Raw genomic sequence first — 23,455 nt, 5'->3', positions numbered from 1 at the left:
GAGCACCCATTAATGAGCTTCGGCGCCGATGAAGAGATCCTTCAGGATTTCCTGGTTGAGGCCGGCGAGATTCTAGAGCAACTGTCCGAACAACTGGTCGAGCTGGAAAGCCGACCGGATGATGCGGACCTGCTCAATGCAATTTTTCGCGGTTTTCACACTGTTAAAGGGGGCGCCGGCTTCCTCCAGCTCAATGAGCTGGTGGAGTGCTGCCACATCGCCGAGAACGTCTTCGACATCCTGCGCAAGGGTGAGCGACGGGTCGATTCGGAGCTGATGGACGTGGTGCTCGAGGCGCTGGACGCGGTGAACGGCATGTTCAGCCAGGTCCGTGAGCGCAGCGAAATCACTGCCGCGACACCGGAACTGCTGGCCGCCTTGGCGCGTCTGGCCGAACCTGCCGGTGCCGAGCCTGCAGCGCCGGTGGTCGAAGAAGTGGCCGAAGTTGCTGTCGAGCCTGAGCCTGAGGCCCCGTCAGGGGATATCACCGATAACGAATTCGAACTCTTGCTCGATTCGCTGAATGCCGCCAAGGCCGACGCCGAAGCCGCACCTGCTGCCGCGCCGGCGGCCGAGGGCGAGCCCGCCAGCGACGAGATCACCGACGCCGAGTTCGAGTCCCTGCTGGACCAGTTGCATGGCAAGGGGCAGTTCGCTCCCGATGCCGTAGCTCCCGCAGCACCTCCTGCTGCCGCTGGCGCTGCCGCGGCGGGCGACGAAATCACCGATGACGAGTTCGAAGCGCTGCTGGACCAGTTGCATGGCAAGGGCAACTTTGCCGTGGACGCACTGGAGTCGGCAGTGGCCGCCGTGCCTGCCGCGCAGGCGCCCAGCGCCGCCGCAGCCGGTAGCGATCTGATCACCGATCACGAATTCGAATCCCTGCTCGATGAGCTGCACGGCAAGGGCAAGTTCTCTGAAGCTCCGGGTGCGGCCAAACCGGCAGCGGCAGTTGCCGCGGCACCGGCTGCGGCAACCAGCGCCGCCGTCGCCAAACCCGTGGCCAAGAAGCCCGAAGCCAAGGCCGAGGCGCCAAAACCGGCTGCGGCAGCGGCTGCAGCGCCGGCACCGGCTCGTGCCGCCGCGGCGCCGCCGGCAGAAAAACCGGCCAGCGAAGCGGAAACCACGGTGCGGGTCGATACCGCGCGCCTGGACGAAATCATGAACATGGTGGGCGAGCTGGTGCTGGTGCGTAACCGTCTGGTGCGCCTGGGCCTGAACAGCGGCGACGAAGCCATGTCCAAGGCGGTGTCCAACCTGGACGTGGTGACCGCCGACCTGCAGACCGCGGTGATGAAGACCCGCATGCAGCCGATCAAGAAGGTCTTCGGGCGCTTCCCGCGCCTGGTTCGCGACCTGGCCCGGCAGCTCAAGAAAGAGATCAACCTGGAACTGGTGGGGGAAGAAACCGACCTCGACAAGAACCTGGTCGAGGCCCTGGCCGACCCGCTGGTGCACTTGGTGCGCAACGCGGTGGACCACGGCATCGAATCCCCCGAAGAGCGCGAAGCCTCGGGCAAGGCCCGTGGCGGCAAGGTGGTGCTGGCGGCGGAGCAGGAAGGTGACCACATCCTCCTGTCGATTTCCGACGACGGCAAGGGCATGGACCCCAACGTTCTGCGCGCCATTGCCGTCAAGCGCGGCGTGATGGACAAGGACGCCGCCGACCGCCTGAGCGATACCGAGTGCTACAACCTGATCTTTGCCCCGGGCTTCTCCACCAAGACCGAGATCTCCGACGTCTCCGGCCGTGGCGTGGGCATGGACGTGGTGAAGACCAAGATTTCCCAGCTCAATGGCTCGATCAACATCTACTCGACCAAGGGCCAGGGTTCGAAGATCGTCATCAAGGTGCCGTTGACCCTGGCGATCATGCCGACCCTGATGGTGATGCTGGGCAACCAGGCGTTCGCCTTCCCTCTGGTCAACGTCAACGAAATCTTCCACCTCGACCTGTCCCGCACCAATGTGGTGGACGGCCAGGAAGTGGTGATCGTGCGTGACAAGGCATTGCCCCTGTTCTACCTCAAGCGCTGGCTGGTCAGTTCCGCCGCTCATGAAGAGCAGCGTGAAGGCCACGTAGTGATCCTTTCGGTGGGCACTCAGCGGATCGGCTTTGTCGTCGATCAGTTGGTGGGCCAGGAAGAAGTGGTCATCAAGCCCTTGGGCAAAATGCTCCAGGGAACCCCAGGCATGTCCGGCGCCACCATTACCGGTGACGGCCGCATCGCTCTGATTCTCGATGTTCCGAGCATGCTCAAGCGTTACGCCGCACGGCGTATTTGATTCGGCGGGGAGGGGCGGTTGGCCTCGCCCCACCTAACGGAGTGTTTATGGCAGTCAAAGTCCTGGTGGTGGACGATTCGGGTTTTTTCCGCCGCCGCGTCTCGGAAATTCTTTCAGCGGATTCGAATATCCAGGTCGTCGGTACGGCGACCAACGGTAAAGAGGCGATCGATCAGGCCCTGGCCCTCAAGCCGGACGTGATCACCATGGACTACGAGATGCCGATGATGGATGGCATCACTGCAGTGCGGCATATCATGCAGCGCTGCCCGACGCCGGTCCTGATGTTCTCTTCCCTGACCCACGAAGGCGCTCGAGTGACCCTCGATGCGCTGGATGCCGGGGCCGTGGATTTCCTGCCGAAGAATTTCGAGGACATCTCGCGCAATCCCGAGAAGGTCAAGCAACTGCTGTGCGAGAAGGTCCACAGCATCTCGCGCAGCAATCGTCGTTTCAGCAGCTACAGCGCCCCGGCGCCGCAACCGGCTGCACCGGCTCCGACCCCGTCGAGCTTTGGCAGCAGTCGTCCGGCGCCAGCGCCGGCTCCGGTTCGTGCTCCGGCAGCGGCTGCAGGTCCTGCATCGCCGGCGCCCAAGCGCAAGGCCTACAAGCTGGTGGCGATCGGTACCTCCACTGGCGGTCCGGTGGCTTTGCAGCGGGTCCTGACCCAGCTGCCGGCCAACTTCCCGGCCCCCATCGTGCTGATCCAGCACATGCCCGCGGCGTTCACCAAGGCCTTTGCCGAGCGCCTGGACAAGCTCTGCCGCATCAGCGTCAAGGAAGCCGAGGATGGCGACATCCTGCGCCCAGGCTTGGCGCTGCTGGCGCCGGGCGGCAAGCAGATGATGATCGACGGTCGTGGCGCGGTGAAGATCCTGCCCGGCGACGAGCGTCTGAACTACAAGCCGTGCGTGGACATCACCTTCGGTTCTGCGGCCAAGTCCTACAGCGACAAAGTTCTGGCGGTGGTACTCACCGGCATGGGCGCCGACGGTCGTGAAGGCGCGCGCTTGCTCAAGCAGGGCGGCAGCGCGGTCTGGGCCCAGGATGAAGCCAGCTGCGTGATCTATGGCATGCCCATGGCCATCGTCAAGGCCAACCTGGCGGACGCGGTGTACAGCCTGGACGACATCGGCCGGCACCTGGTCGAGGCCTGTCTCTGATGGATGTACTCAGCCTAATCGGGATCATCATGGCGTTTGTCGCCATCATCGGCGGCAACTACCTGGAAGGTGGCCACCTGTCGGCACTGGCCAATGGCCCGGCCGCGCTGATCGTGCTCGGCGGCACCATCGGCGCGGCTTTGCTGCAGTCGCCGTTGAGCGCTTTCAAGCGAGCCATGCAGATCCTGGTGTGGATCCTGTTTCCGCCCCGGGTCGATCTGCCTGGCGGCATTGACCGGGTGGTCAACTGGAGCCTGACCGCGCGCAAGGAGGGCCTGCTGGGCCTGGAAGGCGTGGCCGATGCCGAGCCGGACACCTATTCGCGCAAGGGCTTGCAGCTGTTGGTGGACGGCGCCGAGCCGGAAGCCATCCGCAGCATCCTCGAAGTGGATTTCTACACCCAGGAAAGCCGTGATATCGAGGCCGCCAAGGTTTTCGAGAGCATGGGCGGCTATGCGCCGACCATCGGCATCATCGGTGCGGTCATGGGGCTGATTCACGTCATGGGCAACCTGGCCGATCCGTCGCAGCTGGGCAGCGGCATTGCCGTGGCCTTCGTCGCCACCATCTACGGGGTGGCCAGCGCCAACCTGGTGTTGCTGCCGATCGCCGCCAAGCTGAAGTCCATCGCCCTGCGTCAGTCCCGTTACCGGGAAATGCTGCTCGAAGGCATCCTGTCGATCGCCGAAGGCGAAAACCCCCGCTCCATCGAGTTGAAGCTGCAAGGCTTCATGGACTGACTATGGCTCGTCGTCGCCAGCAAGAAGAACACGTCAACCACGAACGCTGGTTGGTTTCCTACGCCGACTTCATCACCCTGCTGTTCGCGTTTTTCGTGGTCATGTACTCGATTTCCTCGATCAACGAGGGCAAGTACAAGGTGATTTCCGAGGCGCTGATCGGGGTCTTCACCGACTCCGACCGCAGCCTCAAGCCGATTCCCATCGGTGATGAACGGCCCAAGACCGTGACCCCGGCCAAGCCGCTGGTCAAGGACAGCGAGCAGACCGACGCCGGGATTTCCGGCGGCAGCGATCCGCTCAAGAGCATCGCCGATGACATCAGCGCGGCCTTTGGCGACCTGATCAGCTCGAACCAGATGACCGTGCGCGGCAACGAGCTGTGGGTGGAGATCGAACTCAACTCCAGCCTGTTGTTCGGCAGTGGCGACGCCATGCCCAGCGACCAGGCGTTCACCATCATCGACAAGGTGGCGAAGATCCTCAAACCCTTCGACAACCCGATCCATGTCGAAGGCTTCACCGACAATCAGCCGATCCAGACCGCGCAGTACCCGACCAACTGGGAACTGTCCTCGGCTCGTTCGGCGAGCATCGTGCGCATGCTGGCGATGCAGGGCGTCAATCCGGCGCGGATGGCTTCCGTGGGCTATGGCGAGTTCCAGCCGGTGGCCAACAACGCCACCGCCGAAGGCCGGGCGCGCAATCGGAGGGTGGTGCTGGTGGTGTCGCGCAACCTCGATGTGCGGCGCAGCCTGACCGGCACCGGCACCGCCAATGCAACGCCGGATGCGGCACTCAAGCGTGCTGGCACACAAACTGCACCAACCCCGGTCAAAACGCCGGTACAGGGAAGCGCCGTCAATTCTCCGTCACCCGCTTTATAACTTAGCGCTATGTCTCGCCCTGCTGTGGCCGGGCGGGAGGAACCAACCGAATGAGAGTCTGGGCAGTCGCCAATCAAAAGGGTGGTGTTGGTAAAACCACCAGTTCCATCGCTTTAGCCGGCTTGCTGGCCGAGGCGGGCAAGCGCGTGGTCGTGGTCGATCTCGACCCCCACGGTTCCATGACCAGCTACTTCGGCTATGACCCGGACAGCCTGGAGCACAGCAGCTACGACTTGTTCCTGCACAAGGGCAACGTGCCCCAGGACCTGCCGGGCCAATTGCTGCTGGGCACCAGCCACGAACACATTTCCCTGTTGCCGTCGAGCACCGCCCTGGCCACCCTCGAGCGCCAGTCGCCGGGGCAGAGCGGCCTGGGCCTGGTGATCGCCAAGAGCCTGGCGCAGCTGTGGCAGGATTTCGACTATGCAGTGATCGACAGTCCGCCGTTGCTCGGCGTGTTGATGGTCAACGCCCTGGCGGCCAGCCAGCAGCTGGTGATCCCGGTGCAGACCGAACACCTGGCGGTCAAGGGCCTGGAGCGCATGGTCAACACCCTGGCCATGGTCAACCGCTCGCGCAAGCAACCACTGCCGTTCACCATCGTGCCGACCCTGTTCGATCGCCGGACCCAGGCGTCCCTGGGCACGCTGCGGATCCTGCGGGACAAGTTTCCCGACGAAATCTGGCAAGGCTACATCCCGGTGGATACCCGCCTGCGGGACGCCAGCCGGGCCGGCGTCACGCCTTCCCAGTTCGATGGCAAGAGTCGCGGCGTATTGGCCTACAAGGCCTTGCTCAAGCACTTGCTGGCCCAGCAACTCGTGGCGCAGGTGGCTTGACGTGAAGGCTTATTCAAGTCGCCCGACGGCCTGGCCGATAACCTCCACAGGTCACTGTGTCGAGGTTTGCGCGTGGGTATCCTTATGAACCGTCCGCTGGATATCAAGAGCCGGCCCCAGCTGGCGCTGCAGTCGTACCTGGACGCTTTGCTGCAGGATGCCACCGAAGAAGAATTGATCCCGGAACCTGCGGTTGCGGTCGAAGTCGCGCCGCCAGCTGCGCCGACCACGGCCGAGGTCGGCAGCGCAGTGCTGGACGAGTTCCAGGCGGCAGTGCTGGAAGAGCAGGCGCGCGATGCACTGATTCAGCGGCAGGCGGCTCCGCTCCCCCGGGTGGCGGACCCGATGCCGGCGCCAGCCGTTCTGGAAGCACCGCCGCCGGTGCTGACTTCGATCTCCCCCGTGGTGCCGATGCTCCAGGCGCTGGTGCCGCCGGTGGTCGAAGTGCACCTGCCACCGAGCAATCCACCGCCTCCGGTCACCGGCAGCGACCGTCCCAGCTGGGCGGCGGAGCCTTTCGAATGCCTGTTGTTCGATGTCGCCGGCCTGACCCTGGCGGTGCCGCTGGTGTGCCTGGGTTCGATCTATTCTCTGGCAGGGCAAGAGCTGACGCCGCTGTTCGGTCAGCCCGAGTGGTTCCTCGGTATCCTGCCGAGCCAGGCCGGTAACCTGAAAGTGCTGGATACCGCCCGTTGGGTCATGCCGGATCGTTACCGCGATGATTTCCGCCAGGGCCTGCAGTACGTGATCTCGGTCCAGGGCTACGAGTGGGGGTTGGCGGTGCATCAGGTCAGCCGTTCCTTGCGCCTGGACCCCAATGAAATCAAGTGGCGCAGTCATCGTGGCCAACGCCCGTGGCTCGCCGGCACCGTGATCGAACACATGTGCGCCTTGCTCGACGTGGCCGAACTGGCGGAGTTGATCGTCATCGGTGGTGCCAAGCAGCTGGCGATCAGTCAAGCGGCCCACAAGCCGAAGTGAAGCAAACACAGGCGGCGTCCGTTGGACGCAGCCACACAGAACACACGCCGTTTTCAACGGTTTTTTGAGGGGTCAGGGTATGAATAAGTCGTCGTCTGCACAGGGTTCCGAAGATCCGATCCTGCAATGGGTCACCTTCAAGCTGGATAACGAGTCCTACGGCATCAACGTGATGCGCGTCCAGGAAGTGCTGCGCTACACCGAGATCGCTCCGGTGCCGGGTGCGCCGAGCTACGTGCTGGGGATCATCAACCTGCGGGGCAATGTGGTCACCGTGATCGACACCCGCCAGCGTTTCGGCCTGGTGCCTACCGAAGTCAACGACAACACCCGGATCGTCATCATCGAAGCCGACAAGCAAGTGGTCGGGATCATGGTCGACAGCGTGGCGGAAGTGGTTTACCTGCGTCAGTCGGAAGTCGAAACCGCACCCAATGTCGGTAACGAAGAGTCGGCCAAGTTCATTCAAGGCGTCTGCAACAAGAACGGCGAACTGCTGATTCTGGTGGAGCTGGACAAGATGATGAGCGAAGAGGAATGGTCGGAACTGGAGAGTATCTGATTGATCCTCGAGGTAGCGGTGATTGTCCTGGCGATCCTCTGGGTCGCCACTGTGGCGCTATTCCTGTCGTACACCCGCAATCAGCGGCAGATCGCCGCCCAGCAGGCCGAAGGCGATGCCGTGCGCGATCAGCGGATCAAGGAGCTGGCCAAGCGCGTCGACCATTACCAGAACGGTACGGTACGCATGGGCGAGGATCTGCACGAACTGCGGGCGGTGGTGGCGCCGTTGCCGGACAAACTGGCCCAGCTGGAGCAGCGTGACCCCTCCAGCCTGTCCTTTGCCCAGGCCGCGCGCCTGGTGGGCATGGGCGCCAGCGTCGACGAACTGACCCAGTCCTGTGGCCTGACCCAGGCCGAAGCGGAACTGGTCAGCAAGCTGCACAAAGGTTGACTAGCAGCTGCAAGCTCCAAGACGCGAGCTGCAAATTGCAGCTCGCCAGCTTGAAGCTTGCGGCTCGCAACTTGTAGCTGTTTCCCTTCAGTAATCGTCGCCGCGCGCGGTGATGTCTTTCTCCTGTTCGACCTGTTGCGGATCCTGTCCGGCTGGGAACTTGCCCTTGAGGTTCCAGGCGAAGGCGATGATTTCGGCGATGGTCCGGTACAGCTCCGGCGGAATGCTCTCGCCCAGCTCCAGGCGTGCCAGCAGCTTCACCAGTTCGGCGTTCTCATAGATCGGCACTTCATAGTCCCGGGCGATCTTCAGGATGGCTTCGGCCAGTTCATCGTCGCCCTTGGCGGTGAGGGTCGGGGCTTGCTGGCCGTCGTACTTGAGGGCAATGGCCTGGCGTGGTGCGGGTGTGTGTTTCATGCGGTTTCGTCGACCCAGCGTTGTTCCAATCGGGTTTGCGGGCCCCGGGGCGGGATGCCCAGGTGGCAGTCCAGATCGCCGACATCCAGTCCCGAGGCCAGCAGGCGTTCGCGCAGGTGGCCCAGGTGGCTCTCGATCAGGCTTGCCGTGTAGGGACGCTCGGCCCACAGCTGGCTGGACAGGCGCCCTTGAATCAGTTGCGCCTGGACCTGCAGCGGGCCCAGGGGGTCGAGGTCGAATGCCAGGTCGACCCGCCACAGCGCCTGCTTGGACGGACGCTCTTCGCGCTTGTGCGAGGATTCGGGTTCTGGATCCGCTGTCTCTTCCCGTTGCAGCTTGACCTGCAAGGGCACGATGTCCTGCAGGTTGCGCATGGGGATTTCCAACTGCCAGATGGTCAGTGGCCGACCATCGTCGGTCAGGCCGCTCTGTTCCAGGCTCGCCAGCTGGTGGCTTTGCAGGCGTGATACCGCCGCAGCGGCCAGGCGCAGCAGATGTTGCAGATCGCCTTCGCCTTCCAGGCTTTGCAGCAGTCGCTCCGGCAGTGGGAAGCCGCCGGGCGGTGTCTTGGCGCTGACTTGACCCAGGGTGCCCAGAGCGCTGCGCACGAAGCTGGGCAGCGATTGCGCCAGGGTGTTGGCGGCGATGATTGCATTGAAGCTGCTGGAGGAGGGCAGCCCCGGGGTCAGCTGGGCGATCAGGCGCAGCAGGTCGCCCTTCAGGTCTGGCGTCTGGCCGGGATTGCTTGCGGCCAGCAGCTTGGCTTCCAGAAACAGGCCGCTGCCCAGCAGGGCCTGGGCCACTCCTCGCGCGGTGCTCAACTGCTGCAGGTCCGGCAGGCCGGCCAGCAAGCGCTCCACGGCGGCCCGCAGGTCGGCCGATGCAGTGGACAGTTCGCTGTCGGCGGGCAGGTTCTGCAGGAGGTTGAGCAGTCCGTTCAGGGAACCCTGGCGGCTTTGCTGGCTGGCCAGTTGGGCGGCGATGGCCAGCTGTTCCTGGCGGTTGCCCAGGGGGACGAAGTTGAGGGTCTGTGCATCCGAGACCAGGGCGCTGAGCAGGCTGCCGATACGCAGCGGCTGCGGGCTGTCGATGCTCAGGGTGGCGCCGCTTTGAGCGGTATTGAGCAGGCTGACCAGTGAGCGGTAGATCGCCGGCTGGTTGGCGCCCTGGGGCAGGAGCTGGGTCGTCAGGACCTTGCCCTGGAGCAGGGTGCCCGCTGGCAGTTGGCTGGTGTCCAGGCGGGTCAGGGCGGCGACGCTGGAGGCAATGGCCTGCTGCACGGTGATCGCCAGGTTGCCCGCCGAAGGCTGGATCACCGCCAGGCTGGTGCCCTGGGGCAAGGGCTGGCTGCTGGTGGCCTGCACGGTGGTTTGCCGGCCGTTGTCCAGGGTCACCTTGAGCAGCAGCTGGAAGCTCTGGTCGGTCTGCTTGAGCGACAGCACTTCGGCCTTGGCGCTCTGACCGGCGGCTATCAAGCCTTCCAGGGGCGGCACCAGCTTGAGCAATTCGCCGCTGATCGGCTGAGGGCGCGAGGCGCCGGGAGCGGGCGCCTGGGGCAGTGGCAGGATGTTTATTTCGCCAGTCATTCGGACACAACCTGTGGAAATTAGCCCTCTTGAGAGTAGGGCTTCGCATGTATAATGCCGCCCGTCTTTGGGGGAGTGGGGAAAACATTGCAAATGTTTGACGCAGCTCTCTAGAACAGGCCGCCAATGCATTTATCCTGCATCCCTTTAACGGCCGCTCCACCGCCGACTTGAACCCGTAAAGGCCCGCCATCCCTTGACCAGCCCCCTTCTCGAAGCCGTAGCACTCGCCTGTGAGCGTGACTGGCGGATGCTGTTTGAACACCTGGAGTTGCGTCTGACTGGCGGAGACATGGTGCAGATCAGCGGTCCCAACGGCAGTGGCAAGACCAGCCTGCTGCGTTTGCTCGCCGGCCTGATGCAACCCACCAGCGGCCAGGTCCTGCTCAATGGCCAGCCCCTGCGCGCCCAGCGCGCCGAACTGGCGCGCAACCTGTTGTGGATTGGCCACGCCGCCGGCATCAAGGATGTCCTGACCCCCGAGGAAAACCTCAACTGGCTCTGTGCCCTGCACCAGCCGGCCACGCGCGATGCCATCTGGCAGGCCCTGGCGGCCGTCGGCCTGCGCGGTTTCGAGGACGTCGCCTGTCACACCCTGTCCGCCGGCCAGCAGCGTCGCGTGGCCCTGGCCCGGCTGTATCTGAATGGCCCGCCGCTGTGGATCCTCGACGAACCCTTCACCGCCCTGGACAAACAGGGGGTGGCCCAGCTCGAGGAACACCTGGCCAATCATTGCGAACGTGGCGGCATGGTGGTCCTGACCACTCACCACACGCTGACCCGCATGCCCTCGGGCTACCGCGATCTGGACCTGGGGCGGTGGGCAGCATGAGCGTCTTTGCCCAATTGCTGGCCCGTGAAGCGCGCTTGCTGTTCCGACGCCCGGCGGAGTTGGCCAACCCCCTGGTGTTCTTCGCGATCGTCGTCGCACTGTTCCCTTTGGCCGTGGGACCTGAGACAAATCTGTTGCAAACCTTGTCTCCGGGGCTGGTCTGGGTAGCGGCCTTATTGTCCGTCCTGCTCTCGCTGGACGGGCTTTTTCGCAGTGATTTCGAGGACGGATCCCTGGAGCAGTGGGTCCTTTCGTCGCACCCCCTGGCTCTTCTGGTTTTGGCCAAGGTACTGGCACACTGGGCCTTTTCCGGCCTGGCACTGGTATTGCTTGCCCCCTTGCTGGCCTTGATGCTCGGCTTGCCTACCGCCTGCCTGCCGGTGTTGTTGCTGTCATTGCTGCTGGGCACTCCGGTGCTGAGCCTGCTGGGCGCAGTGGGCGCGGCATTGACGGTGGGTTTGAAGCGTGGCGGCTTGCTGCTGGCGTTGCTGATCCTGCCTTTGTACATCCCGGTACTGATTCTCGGCAGCGGCGCCTTGCAGGCCGCGTTGCAGGGCATGCCGGCGACCGGTTATCTGCTGTGGCTTGGGAGCCTGACCGCCCTGGCAGTGACCCTTACACCCTTTGCAATAGCTGCTGGCCTGAAGATCAGCGTCGGCGAATAATGAGGTCTGGTTGTTTTTTGACCAGTAAGGACCCTGGCTGTTCGTGAACGCGAAGAGCAACCGTGATGGAAACAACGAATGAACTGGACCTGGTTTCACAAGCTCGGCTCGCCTAAATGGTTCTATGGCATCAGCGGAAAAATGCTGCCCTGGCTCAGCGTCGCGGCGTTCTTGCTGATTGCTGTCGGCGTGGCCTGGGGCCTGGCCTTCGCGCCACCGGACTACCAGCAGGGCAACAGCTTCCGCATCATCTATATTCATGTCCCGGCGGCCATGCTGGCGCAGTCCTGCTACGTGATGCTGGCGGTCTGCGGCGTGGTTGGGCTGGTGTGGAAGATGAAGCTGGCGGACGTGGCGCTGCAATGCGCGGCGCCAATCGGTGCCTGGATGACCGCCGTGGCCCTGGTGACCGGTGCCATCTGGGGCAAGCCGACCTGGGGTTCATGGTGGGTCTGGGATGCACGACTTACGTCGATGCTCATTCTTCTGTTTCTGTACTTCGGTCTGATTGCCCTGGGCAACGCCATCAGCAATCGTGACAGCGCCGCCAAGGCCTGCGCGGTACTGGCCATTGTCGGCGTGGTGAACATCCCGATCATCAAGTACTCGGTGGAGTGGTGGAACACCCTGCACCAGGGCGCGACCTTCACCCTTACGGAAAAGCCGGCGATGCCAGTGGAAATGTGGTTGCCGCTGCTGCTCACGGCCCTTGGTTTCTACTGCTTCTTCGGCGCCGTGCTGTTGCTGCGCATGCGCCTCGAAGTGCTCAAGCGCGAAGCCCGGGCCAGTTGGGTCAAGGCCGAAGTACAAGGTTGCCTGGAGACCGTTCGATGAGTTTTGCATCCTTCAGCGACTTTCTTGCCATGGGCCATCACGGCCTCTATGTCTGGTCGGCTTATGGCATCTGCCTGGCAGTCCTGGCCATCAACGTGGCGGAGCCGATCCTGGCCCGCAAGCGCTATCTGCAACAAGAGGCGCGTCGTCTGCGCCGGGAGAACGGTAAGTGAATCCGCTGCGTAAAAAGCGTCTTTTGATCATCCTGGCGATCCTGGTGGGCGTCGGCATTGCCGTGGGCCTGGCCCTCAGCGCGCTGAAGGAAAACATCAACCTGTTCTACACCCCGACCCAGATTGCCAACGGCGAAGCGCCGCTGGACACGCGGATTCGCGCCGGAGGCATGGTCCAGGCCGGCTCCCTGGAGCGCTCCGCCGATTCCCTGGACGTCAAGTTCGTGGTCACCGACTTCAACAAGTCGGTGACCATCACGTACCGCGGCATCCTCCCGGACCTGTTCCGCGAAGGGCAGGGCATCGTTGCCCTGGGCAAGCTCAACGCCGACGGCGTGGTGGTGGCCGATGAAGTGCTGGCCAAGCACGACGAGAAGTACATGCCGCCGGAAGTCACCAAGGCCCTGAAAGACAGCGGCCAGTCGGCGCCGACACCAGCGAAAGAGGGTTAAGCCATGAGTTCCGCACTGTTCATTCCTGAACTCGGCCAACTGGCGATGATCCTCGCCCTGTGCTTTGCCCTGGTCCAGGCCGTGCTGCCGCTGCTGGGCGCCTGGCGTGGCGATCGGCTGTGGATGAGCCTGGCCCAGCCGGCGGCCTGGGGGCAGTTCGCCTTCCTGGTGTTCGCCTTCGGCTGCCTGACCCATGCCTTCATGACCGACGACTTCTCGGTGGCCTATGTGGCCCACAACTCCAACAGCGCCTTGCCCTGGTACTACAAGTTCAGCGCGGTCTGGGGCGCCCACGAAGGATCACTGCTGCTCTGGGCGCTGATTCTCGGTGGCTGGACCTTCGCCGTGTCGGTGTTCTCGCGCCAGTTGCCCCAGGTCATGCTGGCCCGGGTACTGGCGGTGATGGGCCTGATCAGCACCGGCTTCCTGTCGTTCCTGATCGTCACCTCCAACCCGTTCGCGCGGATCCTGCCGCAAGTGCCGGCCGATGGGCGTGACCTCAATCCGTTGCTGCAGGATATCGGCCTGATCGTGCACCCGCCCATGCTCTACATGGGCTACGTCGGTTTCTCGGTGGCCTTCGCCTTCGCCATCGCGGCCTTGCTCGGCGGTCGCCTGGACGCTGCCTGGGCCCGCTGGTCGCGGCCCTGGACCATCGTTGCCTGGGCCTTCCTCGGCATCGGTATCACCCTGGGCTCGTGGTGGGCCTACTACGAACTCGGCTGGGGCGGCTGGTGGTTCTGGGACCCGGTGGAAAACGCCTCGTTCATGCCCTGGCTGGTGGGCACGGCGCTGATCCACTCCCTGGCGGTCACGGAAAAGCGCGGCGTATTCAAGAGCTGGACCGTCTTGCTGGCGATTGCCGCCTTCTCCCTGAGCCTGCTGGGAACCTTCCTGGTGCGTTCCGGGGTCCTGACCTCGGTGCACGCCTTCGCCGCGGATCCCGAGCGTGGCGTGTTCATCCTGATCTTCCTGCTGTTCGTGGTAGGCGGCTCGCTGACCCTGTTCGCCCTGCGCGCGCCGGTGGTCAAGAGTCATGTGGGCTTCAATCTGTGGTCCCGGGAAACCCTGCTGCTGGGCAACAACCTGGTGCTGGTGGTGGCGGCCTCGATGATCCTGCTGGGCACTCTGTATCCACTGGTGCTGGACGCCCTGACCGGTGCCAAGCTGTCGGTCGGCCCGCCGTACTTCAATGCCCTGTTCATTCCGCTGATGGCCTTGCTGATGGTGGTGATGGCGGTGGGCGTGCTGGTGCGCTGGAAAGACACCCCGGTGAAATGGCTGATGGGCATGCTCGGTCCGGTATTGCTGGGCAGCGTGGCCCTGGCCGTGGTGGCGGGCATTGCCTACGGCGATTTCAACTGGGCGGTGCTGGCAACCTTCCTGCTGGCGGCCTGGGTGCTGCTGGCCGGGGTGCGCGACATCTTCGACAAGACCCGGCACAAGGGCCTGATCAAGGGCCTGCCCGGCCTGACCCGCAGTTACTGGGGCATGCAGCTGGCGCACCTGGGCATCGCGGTCTGCGCCCTGGGGGTGGTGCTGTCGAGCCAGAACAGCGCCGAGCGCGACCTGCGCCTGGAACCGGGTGAGTCCATGGAACTGGCCGGTTATCACTTCATCTTCGAAGGCGCCAAGCACTTCGAAGGGCCGAACTTCACCTCCGACAAGGGCGCCGTGCGCGTGGTGCGCAATGGCAAGGAAGTGGCGGTGCTGCATCCGGAAAAACGCCTGTACACCGTGCAGAGCTCGATGATGACCGAGGCCGGGATCGATGCCGGTTTTACCCGTGACCTGTATGTCGCCCTGGGCGAACCCCTGGGTGAAGGCGCCTGGGCGGTGCGGGTGCACGTCAAGCCGTTCGTGCGCTGGATCTGGTTCGGCGGCCTGCTCACCGGCTTCGGTGGCTTGCTGGCGGCCATGGACCGGCGTTATCGGGTCAAGGTTAAAAGCCGCGTGCGCGAAGCGCTGGGCATGACAGGAGCCACCGCATGAGACGCTGGATGATGATGTTGCCCCTGGCGGTGTTCCTGGTGGTGGCGGTGTTTCTCTATCGCGGGTTGTACCTGGACCCGGCCGAGCTGCCATCGGCAATGATCGGCAAGCCGTTCCCCGAGTTCTCCCTGCCGTCGGTGCAGGGCGACAAGACCCTGACCCGCGCCGACCTGCTGGGCAAGCCGGCGCTGGTCAACGTCTGGGGCACCTGGTGCATTTCCTGCCGGGTCGAGCACCCGGTGCTGAACAAGCTGGCCGAGAAGGGCGTGGTGATCTACGGCATCAACTACAAGGACGTCAACGCCGACGCCCTGAAGTGGCTGGCCGAATTCCACAACCCCTACCAGCTGGACGTGCGCGACGAGGAGGGCTCCCTGGGGCTCAACCTCGGCGTCTACGGCGCCCCGGAAACCTTCTTCATCGATGCCAAGGGCATCATCCGCGACAAGTTCGTCGGGGTGATCGACGAAGTGGTGTGGCGTGAACAACTGGCTGCCAAGTACCAGGCACTGGTCGATGAGGCCAAGCCATGAAGCGCTGGTTAGCCGCCGCCCTCCTGGGCCTGAGCATCGCCGGCGTGGCCCACGCGGCTATCGATACCTATCAGTTCGCCAGCGACGCCGACCGCGAAAGGTTTCACCAACTGACCAAGGAACTGCGCTGCCCCAAGTGCCAGAACCAGGACATCGCCGACTCCAACGCGCCGATTGCCGCCGACTTGCGCAAAGAGATTTTCCGCATGCTCGGCGAGGGCAAGGACAATCAGCAGATCATCGATTTCATGGTCGACCGCTACGGCGACTTCGTGCGCTACCGGCCGGCCCTGACCGGCAAGACCGCGCTGCTCTGGTTCGGTCCCGCCGGGCTGCTGCTCGGCGGTCTGGTGATCATTGCCGTGATTGTCCGGCGTCGTCGCCTCGAACTGCGCGACAGCCCGCACACGCTTTCCGTCGAAGAGCGTCAGCGCCTCGACCAACTGCTGGATAAAAACCACCCATGATTGATTTCTGGCTTGCAGCAGGCCTGCTGCTCCTGATCGCCCTGAGTTTCCTGTTGATCCCGGTATTGCGCGAGCGTCGTGCCCAGCGTGAAGAGGATCGTACCGCGCTGAACGTGGCGCTTTATGAAGAACGAGTGGCCGAGCTCAACAGTCAGCAAGCCGAAGGCGTGCTCAGTGCCGAACAGATGGACGCCGGGCGCGCCGAAGCGGCCCGCGAGCTGCTGGCCGACACCGAAGGCAGCGGTCCGCAGCGCACCTCGCGCCTGGGCAAGCCGCTGCCGTTGCTGGCGGCGCTGCTGGTGCCGGTGCTGGGGCTGGGCCTCTACCTGCACTTTGGCGCCAGCGACAAGGTCGAGCTGACCCGGGAGTTTGCCCAGGCGCCGCAGTCCATGGAGGAAATGACCCTGCGCCTGGAGCGCGCGGTGGCGGCCCAGCCGGATTCTGCCGAAGGCCTGTATTTCCTCGGGCGCACCTACATGGCCCAGGATCGCCCGGCGGACGCGGCGAAGATCTTCGAACGCACCGTGGCCGTGGCCGGTCGTCAGCCTGAACTGTTGGGGCAATGGGCCCAGGCCCAGTACTTCGCCGACAACAAGCAATGGTCGGACAAGGTCCAGGGCCTGACCGACGAAGCGCTGAAAGCCGATCCCAATGAAGTCACCAGCCTCGGGTTGCTAGGGATCGCCGCCTTCGAAGGCGAGCGCTACCAGGACGCCATCGATTACTGGAAACGGCTGCAGGCGCAATTGCCGCCGGACGACAATTCCCGCGCCGCGCTGCAGGGCGGGATCGACCGCGCCAGCGAGAAGCTGGTGGCCGGTGGCGGCAAGGTTGCCAGTGAACCTGTGGCCAAGGCCCAGGCCAAGGGCGCCTTGCTCAAGGTCCGGGTCGATTTGGCGGCGCAGCTCAAGGCCAAGGTCCAGCCGGGCGACAGCGTGTTCATCTTTGCCCGTGCCACCCAGGGTCCGCCTGCGCCGCTGGCGGCCAAGCGCCTGACGGTGGCCGATCTGCCGGCCACGGTCGAGCTGGGCGATAGCGACGCGATGATGCCGCAATTGAAACTGTCGAACTTCCCTGAAGTCCAACTGGTGGCGCGCATTTCCCGCGCTGGCAAACCCACCGCCGGCGAGTGGGTGGGGCGTAGCCAGCCATTGCCCAGCAGCACCACCGCCGCGCAACAGCTGACCATCGACAGTCCGGATCAATAACCAGAGAAGCCGCCATGACCGCCATCGCTCGTATCACCCTTTTGTCACTGGTTCTGGGGTTGAGCGCTTGTACGGTCCAGCGGCCGGCGCCAACCTCCTCTGAACCCATTCCGCCCGCGGGGCCGAGCACACGCCCGGCGCCGTCCACGGCCCCGGGCAAGCCCAGTGCGCCGATCCCGGCGGCCAAGCCCCTGCCTCGCACCTCCGCCAGTTTTGCTCCGCCGCCGGGTGGGCACAGCCACTGGGACGCCCGGCTCGGGGTCTACGTGCTGGACGACCAGAGCAACACCTTCTACCGCCAGCGCACCTATTACCGCTGGAACAACGGTTGGAGCCGCTCCATCAGCCCCGACGGACCTTGGGAAGACACCGATGTTCATGGGGTGCCCGCAGGGCTGGGGCGTCAGTTCCAGTAGCTGCCGGGCCCCTGGCCTGATTGATTGCACCGGCGGCGCTGCACGGCGGCGTGCGCCTTGCCGCGACCAGCGGATGATTTAAGCCCCGGGTCGGCTGGCCGATACAGCGGGGTGTTCCTGAGTATCTGCCGTTGAGCGCCCGATGAAGAAAGACCTGAACAAACCCTATGTCGCGCCGATGGTGTTTTGGCTGGCCGTGGTCGTTGTCCTGCTGTTGCTGTATGGCCTGGGACCGGCAGAGGTGCCGGAACTGATCTACCTGTCCCTGGCACCGCTGTACCTGCTGGTGGCCTTCGCCTTCATGTATTACTTCTTCTGCTGGAGCCTGATCTCGGTGTTGCGCCTGGGTGAGATCGGCTGGAAGAAGGTCGACTACGGCTGGCTGCTGCTGGCTTCCCTGGCGTTGATCAGCGCCACCCAGGCGGTTCGGGTGGACTGGTTCCAGAGCGACTATCAGTGGGCGCAAAGCGAGCAGGCCGGCTTGCAGCGCCGGGTGCTGGCCGAGATCGACGACATGCTCGGCAGCGCGCACTGTCAGGCCGCGCTTGAACTGCACGAGCCCCAGGACGCGGCCCAGGTCAGCAGCCTGTGCGAGCGTTTTGGCGCGCTGGAGCGCAGCGCCGATGGGCGTCCGTCGACCCTGGCGGTGAGCAAGCTGCAGCAGGCTCTGGATGACCTGCGCGGTGAGTATTCAGCACCCCTGGTGCAGCAATGGTTGCAGCGCCTGGGACAGACATTCGGCGAATTGGAGCGCCAGCGCGCCGAGGTCCACCGCCTGCATGGGCTGACCCAGGTCAGCCAGGCCGAACGGCTTTACGGCTACTGCGCGCCCTTGTTGCTGGTGATTGCCCTGGCCTTGCGCGCCGCCAAGGTCACGGGCGAGGTGCTGCTCAAGGCGCCCCAGCGGCGCCGGCTGTGGCTGATCGTCAACCGGCGCGTGGTGCTCGATGGCCTGGGCTTTGTCCGCGGCGCCCGGGCGCGACTGGACGAAGCCCTGAGGAACTGGCGCGTGGCTCGTTGGGGCGTGGTGCACCTGTCCTGTGACTTCATCACTGCGGCCAGTCCCCAGGACACACCGGTGGCGGTGGTCCCGGGGTTCTATGAAAACGAATTCCGCCTGGCGACCCTGGCCGCTTTCGATGGCAGCGAGTTCGTGCAGTGGGCCGCCACCCAGACCATCGACATCCTGTACCTGGTCGGCGAAACCGATCAGGGCCTGATCGAGCGCCTGCGGCGCTGGGGCGAGGCGCTGAACATCGAGGTGCTGGTCCGCGAGCGCATCTGAAGCCCGTTTCAGAGGCGCTCCAGCAGCTGCTCCACGTACTCGACGAAGGCCCGGGCCTTGGCACTCACCAGGCGCCCTCCGGGAAACACCGCCCACAGTTGCTGCCGAGGCAGCTGCCAGTCGGTCAGCAGCGCCTTGACCGCGCCGCTGGCCAACTCCGGGGCGAACATCCATTGCGAGGCGGTCGCCAGGCCCTGATGGGCCAGGACCGCCGCACGCAAGCCTTCCGCGGCATTGACCCGAATCCTGCCGCTGACACTCACCTGCTGTTCTTGGTCGCCCTGGGAAAAGTGCCAGAAATGGCCGGGCCCCCGGTTGTAGATCAGGGCCTGGTGTTGGCTCAGGTCGGCCGGATGCCGGGGCTCGCCGTGCGTGGCCAGGTACGCCGGGGTGGCCAGCAGCAGGCGGGGGCATTCGGCGATTTTGCGCGCGTTGAGGGACGAGTCGGCCAGGTTGCCCATGCGCAGCGCCACATCCACCCCGGCTTCCACCAGATTGATGTGCTGATCGTCCAGCACCACGTCGACCTGCAGGCCGGGGTGACGATCAAGAAAGGCCCCCAGGTGGGGCACGATGTGCATGCGAGCGAAGGTCACTGCGGCGCCGATGCGCAGGGTGCCGTGCAATGCCGCAGCCGACCCGCGGGCGGCGTTCTCCGCCTCGCAAGCCTCCTCCAGGGTGCGCCGGGCCCGTTCGAAATAGGCCAGGCCGGCCTCGGTGGGGGTCAAGCCACGGGTGGAACGCAACAACAGCCGCACCTGCAGGTGCGCCTCCAACTGGGCAATGCTTTTCGATACGGCAGGCTGGCCCAGGTTCAGGCGTCGGGCGGCAGCGGAGAAGGAGCCGCTTTCCACCACATGCACAAAGGTCTCCATCGCGGCTAGGCGGTCCATCGGTTGTCCTTGCAGGAGAGGGGAGGAGGGCGCCCGGGAGCGGGCGCCGAGACTATCGCCGGGTTCGGCCCGAGTTGCCTAGGCACGCGCTGCTCGGCGGTTGTCCGCCACCAGCAGGAAACGCAGCAGCGCCAGCAGTGGGAAGGCGCTGCCCACCAGCGCCACGCCCAGCCAGCCGCTGTGTTCGTACACCGCACTGGCAATCGATGAGCCGAAGGCGCCACCGATGAAGATGCTGGTCATGTACAGCGCGTTGAGGCGGCTGCGGCTGTGGGCGTCCAGGGCATACACCGCCCGTTGCCCGAGCACCATGTTCATTTGTACGCAGAAGTCCAGGACCACCCCGGTCACCGCCAGGCCAATCACGCTGTAGGCGGGATGGATCAGCGTCGGGACAAAGCTCAGGGCCGCCAGGAGCATGGCCAGCAGCGAGGCGATACGGGTGTGGCCGGCATCCGCCAGGCGCCCGCTGATGGGGGCGGCGACGGCACCGATGGCGCCGACCAGGGCGAAGATTGCGATCTGGCTTTGCGACAGGCCGTGATGCCGGGCCAGCTCCAGGGGCGCCGCGGTCCAGAACAGGCTGAAGCTGGCGAACATGCAGCCCTGGTAGAAGGCCCGCTGGCGCAAGACCGGTTGCCGGCGCAGCAGGCTTCCCAGTGAGCGCAGCAGTTGGCCGTAAGTGGCGCTATGGGCCGGTTGGCGCTGGGGCATGGTCAGCATCAGGACCAGGCTGATGGCCGCCATCAGCACGGCGGCCGCAACGAACATCGCGCGCCAGCCAAACAGATCGGCCACCACGCTGGACACCGGACGGGCCAGGAGAATCCCCAGCAGCAGGCCGCCCATGATCCCGCCCACCACACGGCCGCGGGACTCTTCCGGGGCCAGGTGCGCGGCCAGGGGAATGAGGATCTGCACCGACACCGAGCTGAAGCCGATCAGCAGCGACACCAGGAGAAAGACGTTGGGCTGCTGGGTCCAGGCCGCTCCCAGCAGGCTGGCGATGGCCACCAGGGTGGTGATCACCATCAACCGGCGGTTTTCCAGCAAGTCTCCCAGGGGCACCAGGAAGAACAGGCCCAGAGCGTAGCCGATCTGGGTCAGGGACACGATCAGGCTGGCCAGGGAGCTGGACAGGCCGAGGTCCGGGGCGATCAGCTCGATGATGGGTTGTGCGTAGTAGATGTTGGCGACGATGGCCCCGCAGCAGAAGGCGAACAGCAGCACCATGCCTCGGGTCATTGTCACGCTGCGCAGGGGCAGCGCCTGGGTCGTTGAACTCATCGGAATTCTCTTGGCGGCGAAAAGAGGGGGCAAGGTTAAGAGGCGGCGCGCTAACGCAGTAGAGAGGGCCGGGCAATAGCATTTATTCCTGCGGGGAATAAATGACCGATTCAAGGCGTTGCGCTGCCGGCCGGGACGGATGCCGCTGACGAGGGCTGATGATACATTTACTTACATCTTGTTCGATAGCATGCTCATGTTCGCCATCCGCCCCGGAAGTGGCCTGGGGCCCCCTTTTCAATCGAGGAAATCCATCCCATGAATCGGTCTTTGCGTGGTTTGTTGTGCGCCGCTCAGGGCGTTGTCCTGGCGCTCACCCTGGTGGGCGCCGCGGCCCGGGCCCAGGATGCTCCGGGCATGCGCATGGGTGTGCGCGGCGAGATCACCGGGGTCAGCGGCGACTTGGTGCGGGTGCATGTCAACAGCGGTGAAAACGTCAGCGTCGAGCTGACGCCACAGACCCAGGTGCGCGGGGTGACCCTGGCCAACATCGAGGACATCAAGCCCGGCAGCTACATCGGCTCGGCGGCAATGCCGATGGCCGACGGCACGCTCAAGGCCCTGGAAGTGCATGTCTTTCCCGCGCAGATGGCCGGCACCGGGGACGGTCATCGGCCCTTCGACCTGGCCAAGGGCAGCAGCATGACCAACGGCAGCGTCGGTGATCTGGTGGTCAGTAATGGCCGCACCCTGACCGTCAATTACAAGGGCGGGCAGCAGAAGATCCTGGTGCCGGACGACGTTCCCATCGTCAATCTCACCCCCGGGGATCGCAGCCTGCTCAAGGCCGGGGTCAAGGTGGTGATGTTCGTCACCCAGAGCGCCGACGGCAAACTCATCGCCCAGTCGATTTCCGCCGGCAAGGATGGGGTGGCACCGCCTATGTAAGGCGGTTGTCGGCGGCGTGCAATCGCCCGTTCCGGCCCTGCCGTGCCCAGGCTTGCATTGCCAAATGTTGCCGTGCCGCGGTTGCGGTGGCACTCGCTGAAACCTTGGTTTAGGGTTTGCGGTCGTTCAGTGCGGCGGGAGTGCCTTCTTATGGAAAAGTCGACGTTTAACCCAGCCAGTGTGTTCAATTCCCTGCAATACGGTTTCAGTCAGGCCGTGGAAGTGCGAGGCGGCCGGCGCCTGCTGCTGTCCGGGCAGGTGGGGGTGGATGAACAGGAGCGGACGGTCGGCCCCGGCCTGCGCGAGCAGACCGAGCGGGCCTTCGACAACATCGAAAGGGTCCTGGCCGCGGCAGGCGGCCAGATGGCGGATGTGGTGATGCTGCGCATCTACATCGCCGAGGCGGCCCGGGATCAGCAGGAGCACATCAGTGCGGTGCTGCTGGAGCGCTTTGCCAGCCAGCCACCGGCGTCCTCATGGATCATCGTCAGTGGCCTGTCCCTGCCCGAGTGGCTGATCGAGGTCGAGGCCGAGGCGGTGCTGGAGGAGCGCCACCAGGTGGCCGAGGCGGCTTTGTTCAATCCGGCGCGAGCCCTTTGAACTGGGCGATCAGGGCCTAAAAAAAGCGACCGCCAGGGTCGCTTTTTTCATTCAGCCGCGAGGGCTCATTTGGCGTTGGTGTAGATCTGGTCGAAGATCCCGCCGTCGTTGAAGTGGGTCTTCTGCACGCTGCGCCAGTCGCCGAAGGTCTTCTCCACCGAGAGGAAGTCGACTTTCGGGAAGCGGTCGGTGTACTTGGCAAGCACCTTCGGGTCCCGTGGGCGCAGGTAGTTGTTGGCGGCGATTTCCTGGCCTTCCGGCGACCACAGGTACTTCAGGTATTCCTCGGCCGCGGCGCGGGTGCCTTTCTTCTCCACCACCTTGTCCACCACCGATACCGGCGGCTCGGCTTCGGCGGACACGCTCGGGTAGATCACCTCGAACTGATCGCGGCCGAATTCGCGGGCGATCATTTCCGCTTCGTTCTCAAAGGTCACCAACACGTCGCCGATCTGGTTGGTCATGAAGGTGGTGGTGGCGGCGCGGCCACCGGTGTCCAGCACCGGTGCCTGCTTGAACAGCTTGCCGACGAAGTCCTTGGCCTTGTTCTCGTCGCCGCCGTTCTTCAGCACGTAGCCCCAGGCCGAGAGGTAGGTGTAGCGGCCGTTACCCGAAGTCTTGGGGTTGGGCACAATCACTTGCACGCCATCCTTGAGCAGGTCCGGCCAGTCTTTCAGGGCCTTGGGGTTGCCCTTGCGCACGATGAACACGGTGGCCGAGGTGAAGGGCGCGCTGTTGTTCGGCAGGCGCGTGACCCAGTTGTCCGGCACCAGTTTGCCGTTGTCCGCCAGGGCGTTGATGTCGGTGGCCATGTTCATGGTGATGACATCCGCCGGCAGGCCGTCGATCACCGAGCGTGCCTGTTTGCTGGAGCCGCCGAAGGACATCTGCAGGGTGATGTTCTCGTTGTGCTCGGCTTTCCAGTGTTTCTGGAAGGCGGCGTTGTAGTCCTTGTAGAAGTCGCGCATCACGTCGTAGGACACGTTGAGCAGGGTCGGGGCGGCCTGGGCGACGCTGCCCAGGGCCAGGCCGGCCGCCAGAAGCGAAGCGCTGAAGAGTTTTTTCACTGCACATTC

26 protein-coding genes are annotated in these 23,455 nt (G+C 64.5%); 21 read left to right on the top strand and 5 right to left on the bottom strand.

All coding sequences use genetic code 11. The features are described 5' to 3' along the window. Positions 1–12 precede the first annotated feature (12 nt). The 8 genes from GGI48_RS06420 (at position 13) to GGI48_RS06385 (ending at position 7,851) form a co-directional block, all read left to right on the top strand. The gene (locus GGI48_RS06420) at positions 13–2,286 is read left to right on the top strand and encodes a chemotaxis protein CheA (RefSeq protein ID WP_179597523.1); all 2,274 of its coding nucleotides are present in this window, start codon (positions 13–15) and stop codon (positions 2,284–2,286) included. A 47-nt stretch (positions 2,287–2,333) separates the two neighbouring features. Beyond that, positions 2,334–3,449 carry a chemotaxis response regulator protein-glutamate methylesterase gene (locus GGI48_RS06415; RefSeq protein WP_179597521.1) on the top strand — a complete coding sequence of 372 codons (1,116 nt, stop codon included), beginning with the start codon at positions 2,334–2,336 and terminating at the stop codon, positions 3,447–3,449. Then, the gene (locus GGI48_RS06410) at positions 3,449–4,189 is read left to right on the top strand and encodes a flagellar motor protein (protein WP_016963185.1); all 741 of its coding nucleotides are present in this window, start codon (positions 3,449–3,451) and stop codon (positions 4,187–4,189) included. The genes GGI48_RS06415 and GGI48_RS06410 overlap by 1 nt, the downstream gene beginning before the upstream one ends. A 2-nt stretch (positions 4,190–4,191) precedes the next feature. After that, the gene (gene motD, locus GGI48_RS06405) at positions 4,192–5,076 is read left to right on the top strand and encodes a flagellar motor protein MotD (RefSeq protein ID WP_016963186.1); all 885 of its coding nucleotides are present in this window, start codon (positions 4,192–4,194) and stop codon (positions 5,074–5,076) included. A 50-nt stretch (positions 5,077–5,126) separates the two neighbouring features. Next, entirely contained in the window at positions 5,127–5,915 is a 789-nt protein-coding gene (locus GGI48_RS06400) for a ParA family protein (RefSeq protein ID WP_047302706.1), read from the top strand. An 84-nt stretch (positions 5,916–5,999) separates the two neighbouring features. Beyond that, positions 6,000–6,896, top strand: coding sequence for a CheW domain-containing protein (locus GGI48_RS06395; RefSeq protein ID WP_179597519.1), 897 nt, complete (start codon positions 6,000–6,002; stop codon positions 6,894–6,896). Positions 6,897–6,975: 79 nt separating this feature from the next. After that, the gene (locus GGI48_RS06390) at positions 6,976–7,458 is read left to right on the top strand and encodes a chemotaxis protein CheW (protein WP_011060011.1); all 483 of its coding nucleotides are present in this window, start codon (positions 6,976–6,978) and stop codon (positions 7,456–7,458) included. Continuing rightward, positions 7,459–7,851: a DUF2802 domain-containing protein gene (locus GGI48_RS06385; RefSeq protein WP_016965424.1), complete on the top strand. Its 393-nt coding sequence runs from the start codon at positions 7,459–7,461 to the stop codon at positions 7,849–7,851. Between the two features lie 87 nt (positions 7,852–7,938). Here GGI48_RS06385 and GGI48_RS06380 read toward each other — a convergent pair whose 3' ends face one another. Both GGI48_RS06380 and GGI48_RS06375 read right to left on the bottom strand, forming a co-directional pair. Next, positions 7,939–8,268 carry an EscU/YscU/HrcU family type III secretion system export apparatus switch protein gene (locus GGI48_RS06380; RefSeq protein ID WP_016965423.1) on the bottom strand — a complete coding sequence of 110 codons (330 nt, stop codon included), beginning with the start codon at positions 8,266–8,268 and terminating at the stop codon, positions 7,939–7,941. Beyond that, the gene (locus GGI48_RS06375; RefSeq protein ID WP_179597517.1) at positions 8,265–9,854 is read right to left on the bottom strand and encodes a flagellar hook-length control protein FliK; all 1,590 of its coding nucleotides are present in this window, start codon (positions 9,852–9,854) and stop codon (positions 8,265–8,267) included. Before GGI48_RS06375 ends, GGI48_RS06380 begins: the two co-directional genes overlap by 4 nt. Before the next feature lie 196 nt (positions 9,855–10,050). Between GGI48_RS06375 and ccmA the strand changes: the two genes are divergently transcribed. From ccmA to GGI48_RS06320, 11 genes are all read left to right on the top strand, one after another. Then, positions 10,051–10,686, top strand: a complete 636-nt coding sequence (gene ccmA, locus GGI48_RS06370) for a cytochrome c biogenesis heme-transporting ATPase CcmA (RefSeq protein ID WP_016965421.1) — start codon at positions 10,051–10,053, stop codon at positions 10,684–10,686. Continuing rightward, a complete protein-coding gene (gene ccmB / locus GGI48_RS06365) occupies positions 10,683–11,351 on the top strand; it encodes a heme exporter protein CcmB (RefSeq protein ID WP_042941197.1) in 669 nt (222 codons plus the stop codon). Before ccmA ends, ccmB begins: the two co-directional genes overlap by 4 nt. Positions 11,352–11,429: 78 nt before the next feature. Then, entirely contained in the window at positions 11,430–12,185 is a 756-nt protein-coding gene (locus GGI48_RS06360) for a heme ABC transporter permease (protein ID WP_016965419.1), read from the top strand. Then, entirely contained in the window at positions 12,182–12,358 is a 177-nt protein-coding gene (gene ccmD / locus GGI48_RS06355) for a heme exporter protein CcmD (protein WP_016965418.1), read from the top strand. Before GGI48_RS06360 ends, ccmD begins: the two co-directional genes overlap by 4 nt. After that, positions 12,355–12,810, top strand: a complete 456-nt coding sequence (gene ccmE / locus GGI48_RS06350; protein WP_016965417.1) for a cytochrome c maturation protein CcmE — start codon at positions 12,355–12,357, stop codon at positions 12,808–12,810. Before ccmD ends, ccmE begins: the two co-directional genes overlap by 4 nt. Positions 12,811–12,813: 3 nt before the next feature. After that, entirely contained in the window at positions 12,814–14,802 is a 1,989-nt protein-coding gene (locus tag GGI48_RS06345; RefSeq protein ID WP_179597515.1) for a heme lyase CcmF/NrfE family subunit, read from the top strand. Continuing rightward, entirely contained in the window at positions 14,799–15,335 is a 537-nt protein-coding gene (locus GGI48_RS06340) for a DsbE family thiol:disulfide interchange protein (protein ID WP_016965415.1), read from the top strand. The genes GGI48_RS06345 and GGI48_RS06340 overlap by 4 nt, the downstream gene beginning before the upstream one ends. Then, positions 15,332–15,802 carry a cytochrome c-type biogenesis protein CcmH gene (locus tag GGI48_RS06335; protein ID WP_016965414.1) on the top strand — a complete coding sequence of 157 codons (471 nt, stop codon included), beginning with the start codon at positions 15,332–15,334 and terminating at the stop codon, positions 15,800–15,802. Before GGI48_RS06340 ends, GGI48_RS06335 begins: the two co-directional genes overlap by 4 nt. After that, the gene (gene ccmI / locus GGI48_RS06330) at positions 15,799–17,010 is read left to right on the top strand and encodes a c-type cytochrome biogenesis protein CcmI (protein ID WP_179597514.1); all 1,212 of its coding nucleotides are present in this window, start codon (positions 15,799–15,801) and stop codon (positions 17,008–17,010) included. Before GGI48_RS06335 ends, ccmI begins: the two co-directional genes overlap by 4 nt. Before the next feature lie 14 nt (positions 17,011–17,024). Next, positions 17,025–17,426: a hypothetical protein gene (locus GGI48_RS06325; RefSeq protein WP_016965176.1), complete on the top strand. Its 402-nt coding sequence runs from the start codon at positions 17,025–17,027 to the stop codon at positions 17,424–17,426. A 142-nt stretch (positions 17,427–17,568) separates the two neighbouring features. Beyond that, the gene (locus GGI48_RS06320) at positions 17,569–18,711 is read left to right on the top strand and encodes a hypothetical protein (RefSeq protein WP_179597512.1); all 1,143 of its coding nucleotides are present in this window, start codon (positions 17,569–17,571) and stop codon (positions 18,709–18,711) included. Between the two features lie 8 nt (positions 18,712–18,719). On the opposite strand, the gene GGI48_RS06315 is transcribed toward GGI48_RS06320, so the two are convergent. Both GGI48_RS06315 and GGI48_RS06310 read right to left on the bottom strand, forming a co-directional pair. Next, positions 18,720–19,604 carry a LysR family transcriptional regulator gene (locus GGI48_RS06315; protein ID WP_179597510.1) on the bottom strand — a complete coding sequence of 295 codons (885 nt, stop codon included), beginning with the start codon at positions 19,602–19,604 and terminating at the stop codon, positions 18,720–18,722. Between the two features lie 78 nt (positions 19,605–19,682). Next, entirely contained in the window at positions 19,683–20,891 is a 1,209-nt protein-coding gene (locus GGI48_RS06310) for an MFS transporter (protein ID WP_016965173.1), read from the bottom strand. Positions 20,892–21,149: 258 nt separating this feature from the next. Between GGI48_RS06310 and GGI48_RS06305 the strand changes: the two genes are divergently transcribed. After that, the gene (locus tag GGI48_RS06305; RefSeq protein WP_179597508.1) at positions 21,150–21,779 is read left to right on the top strand and encodes a hypothetical protein; all 630 of its coding nucleotides are present in this window, start codon (positions 21,150–21,152) and stop codon (positions 21,777–21,779) included. A gap of 150 nt (positions 21,780–21,929) precedes the next feature. Then, positions 21,930–22,379 (top strand): RidA family protein, encoded by a 450-nt coding sequence (locus GGI48_RS06300; protein WP_179597506.1) that lies wholly within the window; start codon positions 21,930–21,932, stop codon positions 22,377–22,379. 65 nt (positions 22,380–22,444) lie between these two features. Here GGI48_RS06300 and GGI48_RS06295 read toward each other — a convergent pair whose 3' ends face one another. Then, positions 22,445–23,446 carry a sulfate ABC transporter substrate-binding protein gene (locus tag GGI48_RS06295; RefSeq protein ID WP_011060028.1) on the bottom strand — a complete coding sequence of 334 codons (1,002 nt, stop codon included), beginning with the start codon at positions 23,444–23,446 and terminating at the stop codon, positions 22,445–22,447. Positions 23,447–23,455 lie beyond the last annotated feature (9 nt).

This window comes from Pseudomonas protegens (assembly GCF_013407925.2).
GTDB classification, from domain to species: Bacteria; Pseudomonadota; Gammaproteobacteria; order Pseudomonadales; family Pseudomonadaceae; genus Aquipseudomonas; species Aquipseudomonas fluorescens_AP.
Note: the sequence above shows the minus strand (reverse complement) of the source record. Positions and strands in the feature narration are given on the sequence as shown.

What these genes read in the sequence shown, in the direction of transcription:
- GGI48_RS06325 (WP_016965176.1), top strand. Translation starts at nt 17,025, where the DNA reads ATGACCGCCATCGCTCGTATCACCCTTTTGTCACTGGTTCTGGGGTTG.
- ccmI (WP_179597514.1), top strand. Translation starts at nt 15,799, where the DNA reads ATGATTGATTTCTGGCTTGCAGCAGGCCTGCTGCTCCTGATCGCCCTG.
- GGI48_RS06320 (WP_179597512.1), top strand. Translation starts at nt 17,569, where the DNA reads ATGAAGAAAGACCTGAACAAACCCTATGTCGCGCCGATGGTGTTTTGG.
- GGI48_RS06305 (WP_179597508.1), top strand. Translation starts at nt 21,150, where the DNA reads ATGAATCGGTCTTTGCGTGGTTTGTTGTGCGCCGCTCAGGGCGTTGTC.
- GGI48_RS06395 (WP_179597519.1), top strand. Translation starts at nt 6,000, where the DNA reads ATGAACCGTCCGCTGGATATCAAGAGCCGGCCCCAGCTGGCGCTGCAG.
- GGI48_RS06420 (WP_179597523.1), top strand. Translation starts at nt 13, where the DNA reads ATGAGCTTCGGCGCCGATGAAGAGATCCTTCAGGATTTCCTGGTTGAG.
- GGI48_RS06335 (WP_016965414.1), top strand. Translation starts at nt 15,332, where the DNA reads ATGAAGCGCTGGTTAGCCGCCGCCCTCCTGGGCCTGAGCATCGCCGGC.
- GGI48_RS06400 (WP_047302706.1), top strand. Translation starts at nt 5,127, where the DNA reads ATGAGAGTCTGGGCAGTCGCCAATCAAAAGGGTGGTGTTGGTAAAACC.
- GGI48_RS06340 (WP_016965415.1), top strand. Translation starts at nt 14,799, where the DNA reads ATGAGACGCTGGATGATGATGTTGCCCCTGGCGGTGTTCCTGGTGGTG.
- GGI48_RS06390 (WP_011060011.1), top strand. Translation starts at nt 6,976, where the DNA reads ATGAATAAGTCGTCGTCTGCACAGGGTTCCGAAGATCCGATCCTGCAA.
- GGI48_RS06380 (WP_016965423.1), bottom strand. Translation starts at nt 8,268, where the DNA reads ATGAAACACACACCCGCACCACGCCAGGCCATTGCCCTCAAGTACGAC.
- GGI48_RS06375 (WP_179597517.1), bottom strand. Translation starts at nt 9,854, where the DNA reads ATGACTGGCGAAATAAACATCCTGCCACTGCCCCAGGCGCCCGCTCCC.
- ccmD (WP_016965418.1), top strand. Translation starts at nt 12,182, where the DNA reads ATGAGTTTTGCATCCTTCAGCGACTTTCTTGCCATGGGCCATCACGGC.
- GGI48_RS06310 (WP_016965173.1), bottom strand. Translation starts at nt 20,891, where the DNA reads ATGAGTTCAACGACCCAGGCGCTGCCCCTGCGCAGCGTGACAATGACC.
- GGI48_RS06300 (WP_179597506.1), top strand. Translation starts at nt 21,930, where the DNA reads ATGGAAAAGTCGACGTTTAACCCAGCCAGTGTGTTCAATTCCCTGCAA.
- motD (WP_016963186.1), top strand. Translation starts at nt 4,192, where the DNA reads ATGGCTCGTCGTCGCCAGCAAGAAGAACACGTCAACCACGAACGCTGG.
- ccmB (WP_042941197.1), top strand. Translation starts at nt 10,683, where the DNA reads ATGAGCGTCTTTGCCCAATTGCTGGCCCGTGAAGCGCGCTTGCTGTTC.
- GGI48_RS06415 (WP_179597521.1), top strand. Translation starts at nt 2,334, where the DNA reads ATGGCAGTCAAAGTCCTGGTGGTGGACGATTCGGGTTTTTTCCGCCGC.
- GGI48_RS06360 (WP_016965419.1), top strand. Translation starts at nt 11,430, where the DNA reads ATGAACTGGACCTGGTTTCACAAGCTCGGCTCGCCTAAATGGTTCTAT.
- GGI48_RS06345 (WP_179597515.1), top strand. Translation starts at nt 12,814, where the DNA reads ATGAGTTCCGCACTGTTCATTCCTGAACTCGGCCAACTGGCGATGATC.
- GGI48_RS06315 (WP_179597510.1), bottom strand. Translation starts at nt 19,604, where the DNA reads ATGGACCGCCTAGCCGCGATGGAGACCTTTGTGCATGTGGTGGAAAGC.
- GGI48_RS06410 (WP_016963185.1), top strand. Translation starts at nt 3,449, where the DNA reads ATGGATGTACTCAGCCTAATCGGGATCATCATGGCGTTTGTCGCCATC.